Annotated in this window: 19 protein-coding genes; 13 read left to right on the top strand and 6 right to left on the bottom strand. The window is 64.9% G+C overall.

Annotated elements, in window-relative coordinates; all coding sequences use genetic code 11:
- Window positions 1-6: 6 nt before the first annotated feature.
- The 3 genes from SO156_RS29605 to SO156_RS29595 all read left to right on the top strand — a co-directional run bounded on the left by SO156_RS29605 (window position 7) and on the right by SO156_RS29595 (window position 3,014).
- Entirely contained in the window at window positions 7-588 is a 582-nt protein-coding gene (locus SO156_RS29605; protein WP_458145247.1) for an NUDIX domain-containing protein, read from the top strand.
- A 287-nt stretch (window positions 589-875) separates the two neighbouring features.
- Window positions 876-1,805 (top strand): glycine reductase, encoded by a 930-nt coding sequence (locus SO156_RS29600; RefSeq protein ID WP_498537262.1) that lies wholly within the window; start codon window positions 876-878, stop codon window positions 1,803-1,805.
- A 15-nt stretch (window positions 1,806-1,820) separates the two neighbouring features.
- The gene (locus SO156_RS29595; protein ID WP_498537228.1) at window positions 1,821-3,014 is read left to right on the top strand and encodes a CaiB/BaiF CoA transferase family protein; all 1,194 of its coding nucleotides are present in this window, start codon (window positions 1,821-1,823) and stop codon (window positions 3,012-3,014) included.
- Between the two features lie 126 nt (window positions 3,015-3,140).
- On the opposite strand, the gene SO156_RS29590 is transcribed toward SO156_RS29595, so the two are convergent.
- Entirely contained in the window at window positions 3,141-3,899 is a 759-nt protein-coding gene (locus tag SO156_RS29590) for an SOS response-associated peptidase (RefSeq protein WP_498537227.1), read from the bottom strand.
- Window positions 3,900-3,962: 63 nt separating this feature from the next.
- Here SO156_RS29590 and SO156_RS29585 point away from each other — a divergent pair, with 63 nt between their 5' ends.
- The 4 genes from SO156_RS29585 (at window position 3,963) to SO156_RS29570 (ending at window position 5,980) form a co-directional block, all read left to right on the top strand.
- Entirely contained in the window at window positions 3,963-4,463 is a 501-nt protein-coding gene (locus tag SO156_RS29585) for a hypothetical protein (protein WP_458145244.1), read from the top strand.
- Window positions 4,464-4,473: 10 nt separating this feature from the next.
- A complete protein-coding gene (locus SO156_RS29580; protein ID WP_498537226.1) occupies window positions 4,474-4,896 on the top strand; it encodes an NUDIX hydrolase in 423 nt (140 codons plus the stop codon).
- Window positions 4,897-4,950: 54 nt separating this feature from the next.
- A complete protein-coding gene (locus SO156_RS29575; RefSeq protein ID WP_458145242.1) occupies window positions 4,951-5,328 on the top strand; it encodes a TIGR02301 family protein in 378 nt (125 codons plus the stop codon).
- A gap of 385 nt (window positions 5,329-5,713) precedes the next feature.
- On the top strand, window positions 5,714-5,980 hold the full coding sequence (locus tag SO156_RS29570) for a hypothetical protein (protein WP_498537225.1): 267 nt from the start codon (window positions 5,714-5,716) through the stop codon (window positions 5,978-5,980).
- A gap of 157 nt (window positions 5,981-6,137) precedes the next feature.
- Here the strand turns inward: SO156_RS29570 and SO156_RS29565 are convergent, their stop codons facing one another.
- The 5 genes from SO156_RS29565 to SO156_RS29545 all read right to left on the bottom strand — a co-directional run bounded on the left by SO156_RS29565 (window position 6,138) and on the right by SO156_RS29545 (window position 10,226).
- Window positions 6,138-6,455, bottom strand: coding sequence for a cupredoxin domain-containing protein (locus SO156_RS29565; protein WP_498537224.1), 318 nt, complete (start codon window positions 6,453-6,455; stop codon window positions 6,138-6,140).
- 10 nt (window positions 6,456-6,465) lie between these two features.
- Window positions 6,466-6,999 (bottom strand): DUF4142 domain-containing protein, encoded by a 534-nt coding sequence (locus tag SO156_RS29560; RefSeq protein WP_498537223.1) that lies wholly within the window; start codon window positions 6,997-6,999, stop codon window positions 6,466-6,468.
- Window positions 7,000-7,087: 88 nt separating this feature from the next.
- A complete protein-coding gene (locus SO156_RS29555) occupies window positions 7,088-7,810 on the bottom strand; it encodes an RNA polymerase sigma factor (RefSeq protein ID WP_458145238.1) in 723 nt (240 codons plus the stop codon).
- A gap of 40 nt (window positions 7,811-7,850) precedes the next feature.
- Window positions 7,851-8,723: a sulfurtransferase gene (locus SO156_RS29550; RefSeq protein WP_458145237.1), complete on the bottom strand. Its 873-nt coding sequence runs from the start codon at window positions 8,721-8,723 to the stop codon at window positions 7,851-7,853.
- A gap of 168 nt (window positions 8,724-8,891) precedes the next feature.
- Complete coding sequence (locus SO156_RS29545) at window positions 8,892-10,226, bottom strand: dihydroorotase (protein WP_498537222.1); 1,335 nt, start codon at window positions 10,224-10,226, stop codon at window positions 8,892-8,894.
- Between the two features lie 103 nt (window positions 10,227-10,329).
- Between SO156_RS29545 and ygfZ the strand changes: the two genes are divergently transcribed.
- From ygfZ to SO156_RS29515, 6 genes are all read left to right on the top strand, one after another.
- Window positions 10,330-11,211 (top strand): CAF17-like 4Fe-4S cluster assembly/insertion protein YgfZ, encoded by an 882-nt coding sequence (ygfZ, locus tag SO156_RS29540; RefSeq protein ID WP_498537221.1) that lies wholly within the window; start codon window positions 10,330-10,332, stop codon window positions 11,209-11,211.
- Window positions 11,208-11,834, top strand: a complete 627-nt coding sequence (locus SO156_RS29535; protein WP_458145234.1) for a DNA-3-methyladenine glycosylase I — start codon at window positions 11,208-11,210, stop codon at window positions 11,832-11,834. Before ygfZ ends, SO156_RS29535 begins: the two co-directional genes overlap by 4 nt.
- Complete coding sequence (locus tag SO156_RS29530; protein ID WP_498537220.1) at window positions 11,831-12,445, top strand: YfbR-like 5'-deoxynucleotidase; 615 nt, start codon at window positions 11,831-11,833, stop codon at window positions 12,443-12,445. Before SO156_RS29535 ends, SO156_RS29530 begins: the two co-directional genes overlap by 4 nt.
- A gap of 135 nt (window positions 12,446-12,580) precedes the next feature.
- A complete protein-coding gene (locus SO156_RS29525) occupies window positions 12,581-13,087 on the top strand; it encodes a tyrosine phosphatase family protein (RefSeq protein WP_458145232.1) in 507 nt (168 codons plus the stop codon).
- Window positions 13,088-13,109: 22 nt separating this feature from the next.
- Complete coding sequence (locus SO156_RS29520) at window positions 13,110-14,078, top strand: NUDIX hydrolase (protein WP_458145231.1); 969 nt, start codon at window positions 13,110-13,112, stop codon at window positions 14,076-14,078.
- A 108-nt stretch (window positions 14,079-14,186) separates the two neighbouring features.
- On the top strand, window positions 14,187-16,883 hold the full coding sequence (locus SO156_RS29515; RefSeq protein ID WP_498537219.1) for a DUF2339 domain-containing protein: 2,697 nt from the start codon (window positions 14,187-14,189) through the stop codon (window positions 16,881-16,883).

The raw sequence follows: 16,883 nt of genomic DNA, 5'->3' as shown, positions 1-16,883 counted from the left end.
GCCTCCATGTCCGTTTCCGACCGTGTCCGCGTCAAAGACGTCCGCCTGCTCTCGGACAAGAAGTACATCCTGAAAGCGACGACCTTCGAGTGGCGCCGCAACAATGGGGAATGGCAGACGCAAACCCGCGAGGTCTATGACCGCGGCAACGGTGCGACGCTGTTGCCTTACAACCGCAAGCGGCGCACCGTCGTGCTGGTGCGGCAATTTCGCTATCCCACATTCGTCAACGGCTATGACGACCTGCTGATCGAAGCCGCCGCCGGCATGCTCGACGACGCCGATCCCGAAGCGCGTATCCGCAGCGAGGCCGAGGAGGAGATCGGATATCGCCTGCACGATGTCCACAAGGTATTCGAGGCCTTCATGACCCCCGGCGCGCTAACGGAGAAGCTGCACTTCTTCGTTGCCGAATACGAGCCGGAGATGAAGATCGGCGACGGCGGCGGCCTCGAACACGAAGGCGAGGAGATCGAGGTGCTGGAGATTTCGATCGACGAGGCGCTCGCAATGATCGCCGACGGCCGCATCGTGGATGCAAAGACCATCATGCTGCTGCAGTATGCGGCGCTGCATGTGTTTCGCTGAGCTTGCTTACCCTCCCCTGGAGGGGGAGGGTCGCCGCGAAGCGTCGGGATGGGTTGATCTCTCCACACAGGCAGTGTTCATGCGGAACGACCTTCACCCCACCCCCGCTCGCGCTGCGCGCGATCGACCCTCCCCCTCCAGGGGAGGGTAAGAGGCAGCGTCGGCGCGGCCCCACCTACGACCGCAATTCTGGTCTGCATCACCCGACCCGCAGTTGAGCAAATCGCCGACTATCTCTACTCTGTCCGCAACGAGAACGAGAGGAGACGCGCCCAATGTCGGCTTCCATGTCAGCTCCGCGCGACGATGAATTCGGCTTTGCGCCCGACTACGACGCTCCCATCCCCTATATGCAGCGGACGCGCGATTACTACTCGGCCATCGGCTACACCACGCCATATCGCTGGGCGCATTATGTCGACGCGCCGTTCCAGCCGCTAAAGAAGAGGCTCTCGCAATCGCGCGTGACCATCATCACCACGGCCGCGCCTTACGATCCGACCAAGGGCGATCAGGGGCCGGGGGCGGCGTACAATGGCGGGGCAAAGTTCCACAAGGTCTATGACGGCGACACCACGCAACCGCACGATTTGCGCATCTCGCACATCGGCTACGACCGCAAGCACACGAGCGCGACCGACAGCGGTACCTGGTTTCCACTGCCGCAGCTCCTGAAGGCCTCCGCCGCGGGGCGCATCGGCGAGGCGAGCCCGCGCTTCTTCGGTGCGCCAACCAACCGCAGCCATCGCGTCACCCTCGACACCGACGCGCCGGAGATTCTGGCGCGCTGCCTCGCCGACGAGGTCGATGTTGCAGTCCTGGTACCGAACTGTCCGGTCTGCCACCAAACCTCCGCGCTGGTCGCTCGGCATCTCGAGGAGAGCGGTATTCCCACCGTCATCATGGGTTGCGCCAAGGACATCGTCGAGCATGCCGCCGTGCCGCGCTTTTTGTTCTCCGACTTCCCACTCGGCAATTCCGCCGGCAAGCCGCATGATGCCGCCTCGCAGGCGCAGACGCTGGAGCTGGCGTTGAAGCTGCTCGAGTCCGCCAGTGGCCCGCGCACCACGATGCAATCGCCGCTGCGTTGGAGCGAGGACGCTTCCTGGAAGCTCGACTACAACAACGTCGCGCAACTCAGCGCTGAGGAGCTTGCGCGGCGGCGCGCCGAGTTCGACAAGCAGAAGGAGATTGCGCGCGGCAACCGTGCGGCCTGACGGGAGAAGCGCGCCGTGACGAGGCCCTTTGAAGGCGTCAAGATCCTCGACTTTACGCAAGTGCTGGCGGGCCCCTATGCGAGCTACCAGCTCGCGCTGCTGGGCGCAGACGTCATCAAGGTCGAGCGGCGCGAGGGCGAGGACATGCGCCGCACGCCGCTCAGCCGCGAATGGGCGGAGCGCGGGCTCGCGCCCGCGTTCCAGGCGATCAACGGCAACAAGCGCAGCCTGACGCTCGATCTGCAAAAGCCGGATGCGATCGCAATCGTGAAAAGGCTCGCCGCGCAGGTCGATGTCGTCATGGAGAACTTTCGCCCGGGTGTGATGGACAAGCTTAGCATCGGCCATGAGGCGCTGTCCGCGATCAATCCGAAGCTGATCTACTGTGCCGTATCCGGCTTCGGCCAGACCGGCCCCGACCGGCTGCGCCCCGGCTATGACGGCAAGATACAGGCGCTCTCCGGCATCATGGCGATCACGGGCCATCCCGAAACCGGACCGACACGTGCGGGCTTTGCGGTTTGCGACGTCCTTTCGGGCGCGACCGCGGCGTTCGCCGTCTCCAGCGCGCTCTATCAGCGCGACCGTACCGGCAAGGGGCAGCTCGTCGACGTCTCCATGCTGGAGGCGACGCTGGCGTTCCTGTCGGGCCAGATCGCGGACTGGTCGGTCGTGGGGCATCGCCAGCAGCTTTCGGGCAACCAGGCCGTCAGCCGCAAGACCACCGCGAACCTGTTCAGGTGCGGCGACGGCTACATCCTGCTCGCGGTCAACAACGAGAAGCAATACCGCGCACTGATGACGGCCCTCGGCCGCGCCGACACGCTATGCGATCCGCGCTTTGCCGACTGGTTTTCCCGGAACGAGAATGAGCCCGCGCTACGCGCGATCATCGAGGAGGCGCTGGCGACGAAGAGCCCACGCGAATGGGAGACGCTTTTGGAGGACGCGGGCGCGCCCTGCGCCAGCATCTGGACTATCGAGGAGATCATCGACCATCCGCAGATCGTTGCGCGCGGCGCGATCCAGGAGCTCGACACGCCCTACGGCCGCCTGCGCTTCGCCGGCAGCGGATTCAAACTGGCGCACGGCGGCGGCAAGCTCGACCACATGGCGCCGGAGCTGGGCGCGGATACGGATGCGGTGCTGGGCGAGCTGGGTTTTGACGCAGCGGAGATCGCGGAGCTGCGGGCGCGGGAGATCGTGTAGACTGCCGCCGCAAACTCCGCAGCTGTAGGGTGGGCAAAGCGAAGCGTGCCCACCATCGCGTATCGCGAACGGGAGAGATGGTGGGCACGGCGCGTTGCGCCTTTGCCCACCCTACGACGCCTGCAATCAGAATAACGATCCCTGCCCGTCATCGGGCGACACGCCAACGGCTTTTCGCGCCGCGCGCTTCGGCTTCGGCGCTTCCGCCTCCATCTCTTCGGCGCTGATCGGCAGCAAAAGCTGCGCGTCGTCATTGGCGACGCGGTTGACGCGGGTGGAGACCGGGTGCCAGGCGAATTCGCCAATGCGCGGGGCAGCCATCAGCGGCAGGATCCCATCGAGCTCGTCGCCGCGGCAGTCGAGCCATCGCCCGAAATCGTCAGGCGAAATCGTCACCGGCACGCGGTCATGCAGCGTGGCGAGGTCCTCGCTCGCGGCGGCCGTGACGATCGCGACCGTGTCGAGCTCCTCGCCGTTCGGCCCGACCCAGGTCTCGAACACCGCGGCAAAACCGAGCGGCTGCCCATCGGCACGATGGATGAAATAGGGCTGCTTGCGGCCGTCCACTGCCTTCCATTCGTAGTAACCGTCGGCCGGAATCAGGCCGCGGCGCCTCCGAATCGCGTTCTTGAATGCGGGCTTTTCCAGCACCGTCTCCGAGCGCGCGTTGATCAGTAACGTAAAACCACGGGGATCCTTCACCCAGGTCGGCAGCAACCCCCAGCGCATCAGCTGGAAATGCCGCGCGCCCTTGTCGACCAGCACCACTGGAATCGGTTGTGTGGGGGCGACGTTGTACCGTGGCGGGAAATTCGGCTGCTCGAGGTAGCCAAAGAGTTGCCGCAAAGCCGCCGGGGCCGAGGTTATGACAAAGCGTCCGCACATCCTTGAGGGCCTATATGGGGTCCGTTCAGCACCTTTTAACCCCCAACGTCAACACTGCGGCCGATGAGCTCAATGGTCTCCGAACCCGCGCGGACTCTTGTAGTGACGGGCCCCGAGGCGGCGGCCTGGGCTGAGCGGCTGCGCGTGGCCAACATCAACCCGCGGACCGGACTTGCCACCGACTATCTGAACCATTTCAATGAAGCCGTCATGCTGCTCGAAATGGTCCCGGACATGCCGGAATGCGCCGAAGACTTCTTGACCTGGACGCCATTGTCCTATGCCGAACATTTCACGGCCTCGAACTTCAAGGCGCGCGATCTCGCGATCGAGGCCTATGAGAAAGCCGCTCCCGACGTGCGCGCCCAGTTCGACCACATCACCGACACCATGACCTCGATCCTGACCGCGGTCGGCTCGGCCATGCGCGAGGTGGAAAAGGACGCCACGCGCGTCAAGCTTGCCGAGCAGGCCACGCTCTGGGTCAAGCCGCTGATCGCGGCCTGCGGCGGCATCATCAACGGCGGCGCAGAAGCCGACGTCGATACCATCATGTCGAATTGAGGCGGGCACCGTGCAGCCGAGCCATCCCCAGCTCGCGGTCAGCGCCGCGATTTTCCGCGACGGCAAGGTGCTGCTGGTTCGACGCGCCCGCTCGCCGGCCAAGGGCTTTTATTCGCTGCCGGGCGGCCGGGTCGAATTCGGCGAATCGCTGCATCAGGCACTGACGCGCGAGGTCGACGAGGAAACCGGGCTGGCGATCGACATCGTCGGTCTTGCCGGCTGGCGCGAGGTGCTGCCGTCGACGGGGGGCGCCGGCCACTACCTGATCATGTCCTTTGCAGCGCGCTGGACGGCCAGGGAGCCGGTTCTGAATGAGGAGCTGGACGATTTCCGCTGGCTCGCTCCCGACGCGCTGGGCAGCCTCGGCGACCTCAAGCTGACCGGTGGGCTGGACGAAATCATCCATGCCGCAAAGCGCCTGATCGGGGCCTGACGGCAAGGGCGGCTGCCTTGCGTCTGCCGCCCTTAAGGGGCATACACGCCCCCGATGTCCAAGCGATTTCCGGCCGTTTTGGCCCTGATTCTTGCCTGCGCCGTCCTGCCCGCCCGGGCCCAGGACGCGGCGGCGCCGTTCGACGGCGACTTGCAGCGGCTGGCGGAAATCCTCGGCGGCCTGCACTATCTGCGCGGCATCTGCGGGGCCAACGAAGGCAACAAATGGCGCAACGAGATGCAGGCGCTGATCGATGCCGAAACCCCCTCCGGCGAGCGCCGCACCCGCATGATCGCCGGCTTCAACCGCGGCTATAATGGTTTTCAGCAGACTTACCGGAGCTGTACGCCGGCCGCCACGGTAGCGATCCGCCGCTACATCGAGGAAGGCTCCAAAATCTCCCGCGACCTCACGGCGCGTTACGCGAACTGAATTGCCGACGCCTTCAACTGCCAACCCTCATCCTGACAGCTTGTGAGGTTTCTCGTCCTTCCGGGGCGCGACCAACGGATCTGCGCAAAGCGCGGCCCGATGACAGGCTCCGTCGCGAGCCCGGAAATCCATTGGGCCGCAGAAACCGCCGAACGATGGATTCCGGGCCCGCGCCTGATGGCGCGTCCCGGAATGACAAGAGTGAGGTGGACGCGCCTCCTCACCATGAGATTGGCACTACCGGATGTGTCGCCGGAGCAACTCATCCACATTGTTCGGCTCCGTTAACCTTTCCTAAAGATGTGGCCTAGGCGGCGTTAATCTGCGTGCTACACCTCTCACGCAGCGCATCGCCGTGGATTGCGCCTCCAGCCATTCGAGTTTCATGAGCATTCCCGTGTCCTTCGCCCCCACCCGCGCGCCGCTGCCCGATCACGAGCAGAAGCAGGCTGCGCTCAGCTATCTCAACGAGGCCTGGGCGGAAGCGCGCCATGACGGCGTCGACGGCGATTGTCTCGCGCAGGCGAGCCTGTTCGCAGCGCTTGCCGAGCTCGTCGGCACCTATGGCGAGGACGCGGTGGCGAAGTTTGTCGAGGGCTTTCCCGCGCGCATCCGCAACGGCGAATTCTCGATCGCACTCGCCAAGCAATAGCTAAAAATCACCCCGCCGGAGGAAGCGGGGCGAAGTGGCGGCTGAATGAAAGGTCGCGATGGCTACGCCCATCGTCGCACGAAAGCGCGCATCTTAAGATAAGCAATAGCCCGCGACCGTCCGGGAGTATTCCCCCGAACCCGCCCGGGAAAATACCTCAGGGCGCGATCTCGAGCGTCGCCTTCATGTTGGGGTGATAGCGACAATAATACTCCACTGTCCCCGCCTTCTTCACGACGAAGGTCGCCGATTTCTTCGCCGGCAGGTTCACATCGAAGTCGCCATTCCTTGCCGTCGCCGTGTGGGCCAACACGTCCTTGTTGACCCACTCGATGGTGTCGCCGACCTTCGCAGAAACGTCGGCTGGCAATATCTCGAGATTCTCCATCGATATCTGCACGGTCGCGGCGTGCGCCGGGACGAGCATCGACGCGAGCACGATTGCGGTCATCGCCAGCAGCCGCCCCGGCATCATCGCCTCCTACCTATTTCAGCTCGGCCGCGACATGCTCGGCATGCTGCTCGTGACCCTGGAAGATCTTCAAGCCGGTTTGCAGCAGGCCCTTCAGCTCCGCATTGTCCGCGGAGGGAATGAGCTGGGTCTCCAGCGCGCTGTCGACTGACTTGTGATACGCGACCTCGTTGTCGACATAGGCCTTGTCGAAGTCCGCGCCTTTGAGCTTCGAAAGCTCGGCGAGCTTGTCGTTCGCCTGCTTCGTGAGCGTGCGGCTCGTGTCGTTGTCTTCGGGTGTCACCTTCAGCTTCTTCACCAGCGCGAGCGCCTGCTTGTTCACTGCCTCATGGTCCCGCACCATGTCCTGCGCGAACGCTTTCACGTCCTTGTTCTTGGCTTTCTTGAGAGCCTGTTTGGCGGCGTTGATGTCGATCACGCCCGCAGTGTAGGCGATATGGGCGATCTGCGGATCGGTCGGCTTGTCAGCCGCTCCCGCGCCTTGCACGTAGCCAGGACTGACAAAAAGGGCGATCGTGGCGATCGCAGCGCTCCATCGGATGAACATGGCTTGACACTCCTGTGGTGCCGGAACTCATCCGGCGTATGACCTGCACAGGAGTTGGATGGGACATTCCGGCAAAGGTTCCCAAGAATTACGCGCCCATTGCGAGCCGCTTCAGCACGGCTTCGGTCAGACGTTCACACCGCTGGCCGGCGAACGGGAATGCATCCATCACCACCGGCCCAATCTTCTTCTCGACGTTCTCGCGCAGCATCGTGCGAGCGCGATGCAGCCGCGTCTTCACGGTCTCAGGCTTGACGGCTAGCAGCTCCGCGGTCTCCTCGATGGTCATGCCCTCCATCACGCGCGCGATGAAGACCATGCGGAACACATCAGGCAGCTCATCGACCGCATGCTCGACGACGCGCTGGATTTCACGTTGGGCCATGGATTTTTCCGGATCGCCTGCGGCGGAGGACACGGGAAACTGGATGATCTGGGCTTCGAGCGCTGCCTCGGGCAGCGCACCGAGCTCGACATGCACCTTCCGGCTTCTCACCCGGCCGAGCGCCTCGTTGATTGCAATGCGCGACAGCCAGGTCGACAGGCCGGATTCGCCGCGAAAGCCGTCGAGATGCGTGAACGCCCGAACATAGGTCTCCTGCACCACATCCTCGGCCTCGCTGTCGTTGCGCAGGATGCCGCGGGCGAGCCGGTAGAGCCTGCGGTTATTGGCTTGCATGATCGTGCGCAGGGCGGCCTCGTCGCGGGCCTTGGCGCGCTCAACCAGCTTGGCCTCGGCCAGGTCTGTGGCTTCCGATATTGCGGCGCGATGGATGGCGGTCACGGGCTCGTCTCCAGCTTTTCCGGACATTGGATGCAGGCCCGCCGAAAAGGTTCCCGCCAATCTACTCTCAGCCCGTCTCGATTGGCAGCTCGGAATCCCTGGCCCATTCGCCCATGGAACCGTCGTAGAGCGTGAGCTTGTCGTAGCCGAGCTGCGCCAGCAGCAAGAGATCGATGGTCGCGGAGATGCCGCCGCCGCAATAGCAGATCACGTTCTTGTCGCGCGTGATGCCTTGGCTTGCGAACTTCGGCTCGGCATCGGCAAGCGTGGTTAGCGTCTTGTCGGCGACATCGACGAGCGCTGCGGCCGGCACGTTCACGCTGCCAGGGATGCGGCCGGACCGGCCATAGCGGCTCGGTTCCAGTCCTCGATGAAACTGTGGTCCAAGCGCATTGACGATGATCGTGGAAGGATCGTCGATCCGCGCGAGCACGGCGGATTTGTCGATGAAGAAGCCTTCACGCCGCGCGGCCTTGAATGTCGTCGCCGGATAACCGCTCGGCGCCCCCTGCTCGACCGATCGCCCTTCGGCCTTCCATTTGTCAAAGCCACCGTCCAGCACACGCGCATCGACGCCGAGCGAGCGCAGCATCCACCAGAACCGTGTCGCCCACATCATGCTGCCAATGCTGTAGAGCACGATTGTCTTCGACGCATCGAGGCCATGGCGGCCGAACGCGGCTTCGAGCTGCTCCGTGCCCGGCATCATGAAGCGCAGATGCGTCGACGTGTCGGAGAACTCACCTTGCAGGTCGAGGAAGTCGGCGCCGGGGATATAGCCGGCCTCAAAGCTCCTTCGGCCGGACACGACGAGATAAGGATCGCTGCTGCCTTGCGGCGCGGGCTCGAGATAGGTCGTGCAGTCGTAAAGGCGGAGGTTCGGCTGGCCGAGCATGGCCGCGAGTTGCTCGGTGGAGACGAGGGACGATGGCTTGGTCATTGGGCGCTCTCCCAATTTCTGCTTGTACGTCCCGTGACACTGTCATTGCCCGCGAAAGCGGGCAATCCAGTAATCCGAGACGCCTGCGATCGAACCGAGAAGCCGCGGCGTACTGGATGCCCCGGTCAAGCCGGGGCATGACAGTCATGCGCGTGGGAAGCTTTGACCCTACTGCTTCAGCGTCTCCAGAAACCGCACCGGCTCGCCCTGTGACGGCGCCACGAGCTCGCCTTGCCACATCACGCGCTTGCCGCGGACGAAGGTGCCGACCGGCCAGCCCGTGACGCGTACGCCGTCGTAAGGCGTCCAGCCGGCTTTGGAGGCGATCCATTTGTTGGTGATGGTCTCACTGCGCTTGAGGTCGACGATGGTGAAGTCGGCATCATAGCCCGCCGCGATGCGGCCCTTGCAGGCGATGTTGAAGAGGCGCGCGGGCCCGGCACTGCTGAGATCGACGAAGCGGGCGAGCGACAGCCGGCCCGCGTTGACGTGGTCGAGCATCAACGGCACCAGCGTCTGCACGCCCGTCATGCCCGAGGGCGAGGCCGGATAGGTCTTCTGCTTCTCCTCCAGGGTATGCGGCGCATGGTCGGAGCCGAGGATGTCGATGATGCCCTGCTCGATACCGCGCCAGATGCCGGCGCGGTGATCGGCCGAGCGCACCGGCGGATTCATCTGCGCGAGCGTACCGAGCCGCTCATAGCATTCGGGCGCGGCCATGGTGAGGTGATGCGGCGTCGCCTCGCAGGAGGCGACATCCTTGTGGTCTCGCAAGAACTCGATCTCTTCCTTGGTCGAGATGTGCAGCACGTGGATGCGCCTGCCCGTCTCGCGCGCGAGCTTCACGAGGCGCTGCGTCGCCATCAGCGCCGCGGTCTCGTCGCGCCAAACGGGGTGCGAGCGCGCATCGCCCTCGATGCGCAACGACTTGCGCTCGTTGAGACGATATTCGTCCTCGGCGTGGAACGACGCGCGGCGACGGATCACCTGGAAAATGCGACGCAGGCTGTCTTCGTCCTCAACCAGCAGCGCGCCGGTCGAGGAGCCGATGAACACCTTCACACCGGCGCAGCCCGGCGCGCGCTCGAGATGCGGCAGATCCTGCACGTTCTCGCGCGTACCGCCGATGAAGAAGGCGAAATCGCAATGCATGCGATGATGGCCGCGCTTCACCTTGTCGGTGAAATCGGCTTCCGTCACCGTGAGCGGCGAGGTGTTCGGCATCTCGAACACGGCGGTGACGCCGCCCATTACGGCGCTGCGCGAACCGGTCTCGAGGTCTTCCTTGTGCGTCAGCCCCGGCTCGCGGAAATGCACCTGCGTGTCGATCACGCCGGGCAGGATGTGGAGGCCCTTGCAGTCGATGACCTCCGCCGCCGCGCCTTGCGCGAGCGAGCCAATCTCCGCGATGCGGCCATCGACAATGCCGATATCGCGGACCCCCTCGCCGTCCTGATTGACCACCGTGCCGGATTTCAGAATCACGTCAAAACGCTGGGTCATGGCTGTCAGTCTCTCTCATCCCTCAGGCGCAGGGCTCGAGGCCTTGTCGTTTAAGCAGGGCGGGCTTACGTTCGAAGCCGACATGTCGCAAGAGATTTTCGCAATGAAGGCAGCGTTTCTTCCCGATCGGGGCGTGATCAAGGTCGCAGGCGAGGATGCGCAGAGCTTCCTCAATGGCCTCTTCACCACGGATGTCGGCAGGCTCAAGCCCGGGCTCGGCCGATTCGGCGCGCTACTGACGCCGCAGGGCAAGATCATCGTGGATTTCCTGATCACGGAGGCGCCCGCCGGGCGTGGCGGCGGCTACCTGATCGACTGCCCGAAGGCGCTGGCGGAGACCCTCGCCACCAAGCTGAAATTCTACAAGCTGCGCGCCAAGGTCACCGTCGAAAATCTCTCCGACAACCTCGGCGTGCTCGCTGGCTGGGACGGTAAGCCTGCCGCCGAGCCCGACCTTGCTTTCACCGACCCGCGCGACGAGCGGCTCGGGTTGCGCATCCTGGTCCCTGCGGAACTCCAGGAGAAGCTTGCTGCGCTGATCGGCGCCGAGCTCGTCGAGGCGTCCGAATATGACGCGCATCGCATCGCGCTGGGCGTGCCGCGCGGCGGACTCGACTTCATGTATGGCGATGCATTCCCGCACGAAACCAACATGGATCGCCTTGCAGGCGTCGATTTCGACAAGGGCTGCTATGTCGGCCAGGAGGTGGTCTCGCGCATGCAGCATCGCGGCACCGCGCGCACACGCAGCGTCAAGGTTCTGCTCGACGGGCCCTCGCCAGAGGCCGGGGCCACTATCCTCGCCGGCGACAAGCCGGTCGGCACCATCGGCTCGACGGCACAGGGCAAGGGCATTGCGCTCGTTCGCATCGATCGCGTCGCCGACGCGCTCGATGCCGGGCAGACGCTCAGCGCCGGCGGGCTCGATGTGAGGCTCGCGGACCCCGACGTCGTCCGCATTCCAGCGAAACAGCCCGTCGTATGAGCCGCGCTCCTCGCCTTCATGCCGACGGACTGACGCGCTGCCCCTGGCCCGGCGAAGATCCGCTGTATGTTGCCTATCACGACACCGAATGGGGCGTGCCGGAATATGACGATCGCGCGCTCTACGAGAAACTGATTCTCGACGGTTTCCAGGCCGGCCTCTCCTGGATCACGATTTTGCGTAAGCGCGACAATTTCCGTAAAGCCTTCGATGATTTCCAGCCTGAGAAGATAGCGCGCTACAACGCCAAGAAGGTGCATGCGCTGATGAACGATGCCGGGATCGTGCGCAACCGCGCCAAGATCGACGGCACGATTCTGAGCGCAAAGTCCTATCTGGAGATCATGGAGAAGGGCCCCGGCTTCTCGAAGCTGCTCTGGGATTTCTTCGACGGCAGGCCGCTCGTCAACCATTTCAAGACCACCGCGAGCGTGCCGGCCTCGACGCCGCTGTCGGTGCAGATCTCCAAGGAGCTGTCGTCGCGCGGCTTCAAGTTCGTCGGCCCCACCATCGTCTATGCTTTCATGCAGGCGACCGGCATGGTCAACGACCATCTCGTCGACTGCCATTGCCACGCGTCCTGCGGCAAGACGCAGCGCAAGCCGCGCCTCAAAGCCAAATGAAGGCCGGAAAGCGCGCCGTAAACGACGTGCAGTCCCGCGCCTGGCAGCGCATGCTGTCCGGCCGCCGGCTCGATCTGCTCGACCCCTCGCCGCTCGACGTCGAGATCGCCGACATCGCCCATGGACTCGCGCGCGTCGCGCGCTGGAACGGGCAGACCACGGGCGCGCACATCTTTTCGGTAGCCCAGCACACCCTGCTGGTCGAAACCGTGATGCGACACCAGAGCCCACGCGTCGACCAGCGTGTACGGCTTGCAGCGCTGCTGCACGACGCACCAGAATATGTGATCGGCGACATGATCTCGCCGTTCAAGGCGGTGCTCGATGGTCACTACAAGGCGGTGGAGAAGCGCCTGCTCGGCGCCATCCACATCCGCTTCGGACTGCCGGCGGTGCTGGCTGAGGAGATCACGCTGGCCATCAAGGCCGCCGACCGTGGCGCTGCGTATCTCGAGGCCACCCAGCTCGCCGGCTTCAGCGACAGCGAGGCGAAGCGCCTGTTCGGCCGCGACCCGGGCCTGCCCGAAACCGTGCTCCGCGACTACCTGACGCCATGGACGGCCGCCAGGGCCGAGAAACGGTTTCTGGAGCGGTTCAATACGTTTTCGTAGCTTTAGCACTTCGTAGGGTGGGCAAAGGCGCGAAGCGCCCTGCCCACCACCTCGTACCTTGCTCGAAAATGGTGGGCACGCTTCGCTTTGCCCACCCTACGGTGCCAGATATAATCGGCGACCAAAAGGACCACCATGATCCACGTCTGCTCCCTCGCCGCCCTGCCTGAAACCGTTCGCCTCACCGGGGCCAGCCATGTGCTGACGGTGATGGCCAATGTCGAGCAGGTGGTGCGGCCGTTGTCGGTGCTGCCGGCCAATCATCTGAAAGTCTCGATGGATGACATCACCGAGGAACTGGACGGCTTCGTTGCGCCCTCGGAAGGACATATTGAACAGGTGCTGAACTTCGTCCGCGGCTGGGATCGCAGCGCGCCACTGGTCGTGCATTGCTATGCCGGCATCAGCCGCTCCACCGCGAGCGCCTTTGCCGCGGCATGCTTGCTCAATCCGCATCGCGACGAGATCGAGATCGCGAAGAAGATCCGCGCGGCCTCGCCGATCGCCTCGCCCAACCGTCGCATCGTCGAGCTCGCCGATCGCGCGCTCCGTCGCGACGGCCGCATGCTGCGCGCGCTCGACGAGATGGGTCCGGGCGCGATGATGGTGGAGAGCCGTCCGTTCGTGATCGAGCTCGAATGACCTCGCAAAACGCCTTTCCCGGATGAGCGACAAGCTGCTGACGCCGATCGAGATCGGCCTGACTGCCGCGATCGTCGCGATCGAGGCCCACGAGCCGCTGATCCTCACCGCGCGCGGCAGCGACGGTCTGGCGGGCCTGCCCTTCGGCCCGTTCGATGCACTGACGCATCGCACTTTCGAGATCGGCCTGCGCGCCTGGGTCGAGGCGCAGGCGGGCTTGAGGCTCGGCTATGTCGAGCAGCTCTACACTTTCGGCGATCGCGGCCGTCATGCGGAGGCCGCCGATACTGGCGCGCATATGGTCTCGATCGGCTATCTCGCGCTGACTCGCGCCGCTGACAACGGCGTTCATGCGGCCGGTGCATCGTTCGAGCCGTGGTATCGCTTCTTCCCCTGGGAGGACTGGCGCGAGCAGCCGCCGGCGATCATCGCCCGCGACATCATTCCGGCACTCGCCCAGTGGGCCGACGAGGAGACGCCCGAGACGATCCGTGCGCTGCCGCGCAGAGATCGCGTGCGGCTTAATTTCGGCCTCGAGGGAGCTAGCTGGGACGAGGAGCGCGTACTCGACCGCTATGAGTTGCTCTACGAGGCCGGGCTGATCGAGGAAGCGCGGCGCGACGGCCGTCCTGCGGCATTAGCGCGCAAGGCGCTTCCTGCGCTTGGCCTCTCGATGCGGTTCGACCACCGCCGCATTCTCGCCACCGGAATTGCCAGGCTGCGCGCAAAGCTGAAGTATCGTCCTGTTATCTTTGAACTTTTGCCCGCCGAGTTCACACTCACGGAATTGCAGCACACGGTGGAGGCAATCTCCGGCCGGCACCTGCACAAGCAGAATTTCCGTCGCCTGGTGGAAAACGAGGCTCTGGTCGAACCGACCGGCGTGATGTCGACACAGACCGGCGGGCGGCCGGCAGCACTGTATCGCTTCCGCCGCGAAGTGCTCCAGGAGCGGCCGGCACCCGGCTTGCGCGTCCGCTCCCGGCGCTAGGAGCATGACTCCGGAAAAAGTGGAGACCGTTTTTCCGATCAGGATCATGCTCGAGAGAGAAAATAGATCGCGCGATTGGGCTGATACGGCCGGTCGCCTGGAGGCCTTATGTTCGACGCCCCGTTCGACGTCTTCGCGGTGATGATCGCAGTCGCCGCCTTCCTCATCGCATTGAAAGCGTCCAACCAGGCGACCGACCTGCGCCGACGGCTTAGCGCGCTGGAAGCCAACCTGCATGCGCCGCGGCCGATCCAGCCGCCCCCGCTGACGCCACAGCAGGCGATGGAGCAAACACCAGCGCCTGCCGCACCGAGCACGGCGGAGCCGCCCATACCTGATGTTGAACTGGCGCCACCGCTCGTCGCCGATCAGGCCGCGCCGCCGCCGATCGAAACGGATGCAACTCAGGCCGCGCCACCGCCGCCGGCCGCAGGGCCGGGTCTCGAAGAGCGTCTCGGCACCCGCTGGGTGGTGTGGATCGGCGGCCTTGCGCTCGCGCTCGGCGGCTTCTTCATGGTGCGCTATTCGATCGAGGCCGGGCTTCTCGGCCCCGGTGTGCGCGTCTTCCTCGGCGGCCTGTTCGCGCTAGCGCTGCTTGGCGCCGGCGAATGGACGCGGCGCAAGGAGGGCATCGCCGAGATCCCTGCGCTGCCGATCGCCAACATCCCCGCGATCCTCACCGCGGCGGGCACGGCCGTAGCGTTTGCCACCGTCTATGCTGCCTATGCGCTCTACGATTTTCTCGCGCCCGCCACCGCCTTCGTGCTGCTCGGCCTCGTTGCGCTCGGCACGCTTGCTGCTGCGTTGCTGCATGGCCCTGCACTCGCCGGCCTCGGCGTGGTCGGCGCCTTCGTCACGCCGATCCTCGTCTCCTCGGACGAGCCGGACTATTCGGCGCTCTACATCTATCTGGCGATCGTCACCGCAGCGAGCTTTGGCCTCGCGCGCATCCGGCTGTGGCGCTGGCTTGCGGTCACCACCATCGTGTTCGCGTTGCTATGGACATTCCCTGGGCTGGACCACCGGGACCTGACCGGGCCGCACCTGTTTCACGTCATGGCTGGCTTCGTCCTCGCCGCGATGCTCGTCGTCTGCGGCTTCATGTTCGGCCCCAGCATCGACGAAGGCCGGATCGAGCCGGTTTCCTCCGGCTCGCTCGCTGCCTATCTGTTCGGCGCGATGCTGGTCGTGCTGGCGAGCTTCCATAACAATGTCGTGCTGATCTTCTTCACCATGCTCGTCGCGGCGACGCTGCTCGTTGTCTGGCGGGCGCCTGCCGCCACCGGCGCACTTGGCGCCGCGGCAGCCATCGTCTTCATCGTCTTCGCCAACTGGGCGGTACGTGCCAATCCGGACATGCTGGAGCTGCCCGGCGGTCCCATGCCAGGCGTCGGACCGAACGCGACCGATGCCTCGGTGACGCTGCACCTGCTGATGGCGGCAACTTTCGCGGCGGGCTTTGGCATCGCGGGCTTCCTGGCGCAAGGGCGGTCGACCTCCGCGATCATTCCGGTGGTATGGTCCTCTGTCGCGACATTCACACCCGTCGCATTGCTGATCGCCGCCTATGCACGCATCGCGCATCTCGAGCGCTCGATCCCGTTCGCGATCCTCGCCGTGCTGCTCGCTGCCGCCTTTGCGGCCGCGACCGAAGCGCTCTCCCGGCGCGAGAACCGGCCCGGCCTTGCGATCTCGATTGCCCTGTTCGCAACCGGCACGCTCGGCGCGCTGGCGCTTGCGCTGACCTTTGCGCTGGAGAAGGGCTGGCTCACGATCGCGCTGGCGCTGATGTCGCTCGGCACCGCCTGGATCTCCATCCAGCGGCCGATCGCCTTCCTGCGCTGGCTCGCCGCGATCTTTGCCGCCATCGTCACCGCGCGCATTGCCTACGAGCCGCGTATCGTCGGCGATGCCGTCGGCACCACGCCGATTCTGAACTGGCTGCTCTGGGGCTACGGCGTGCCGGCGCTGTCGTTCTGGGCGGCGAGCCGCTTCCTGCATCGCCGCGGCGACGACGCGCCGCTGCGGATGGTGGAAGCCGCCGCGATCCTGTTCACCGCGCTTCTCGCCTTCATGGAAATCCGTCATTTCGCGACCGGCGGCGACATGGCATCGCCGCCCTCGCTGCTCGAATTCGCCCTCCAGGTCTGCGTGACGCTCGCAATGGCGATCGGGCTCGAACGGCTAAGGCTGCGCAGCGGCAGCATCGTGCACAATGTCGGCGCGATCGCGCTCACGGTGATCGCAGGCCTCATCAGCGTGTTCGGCCTCCTGCTGCTGGAGAATCCGTGGCTGCTCAGCAGCATCGACGTCGGCGGCCTGGTGTTCAATCTGCTGCTGCTCGGCTACGCGCTGCCGGCGATGCTCATGCTGCTGCTCTCCTACGCGGTGGCAGGACATCGCCCCAAAGCCTACGCCAACACGATCGCGGGCAGCGCATTGGTGTTCGCCCTCGTTTACGTAACGCTGGAGATCCGCCGTTTCTATCACGGACCGGTGCTGCTCTACGGCGCGACGACGGGTGCCGAACAATACACCTATTCGATCGGCTGGCTCGGCTTCGGTGTGGTGCTGCTCGGCGTCGGGCTTTTGGTCAATTCGGAGCGCGCGCGACTGGCATCGGCCGTCGTCATCGCGCTGACGATCCTGAAAGCCTTCGTCATCGACATGTCGACGCTGACAGGCGTGTGGCGCGCGCTGTCGTTCATGGGCCTCGGCATCGTGCTGGTCGCGATCGGCTGGCTCTACCAGCGGATTCTGTTCCGCCGGCAGGCGCCGCCAGCCGTGACGCCGACGAGCGCGTGA

The organism is Bradyrhizobium sp. UFLA05-125, from assembly GCF_059803515.1.
This window is presented reverse-complemented; position numbering and strand designations above follow the sequence as displayed.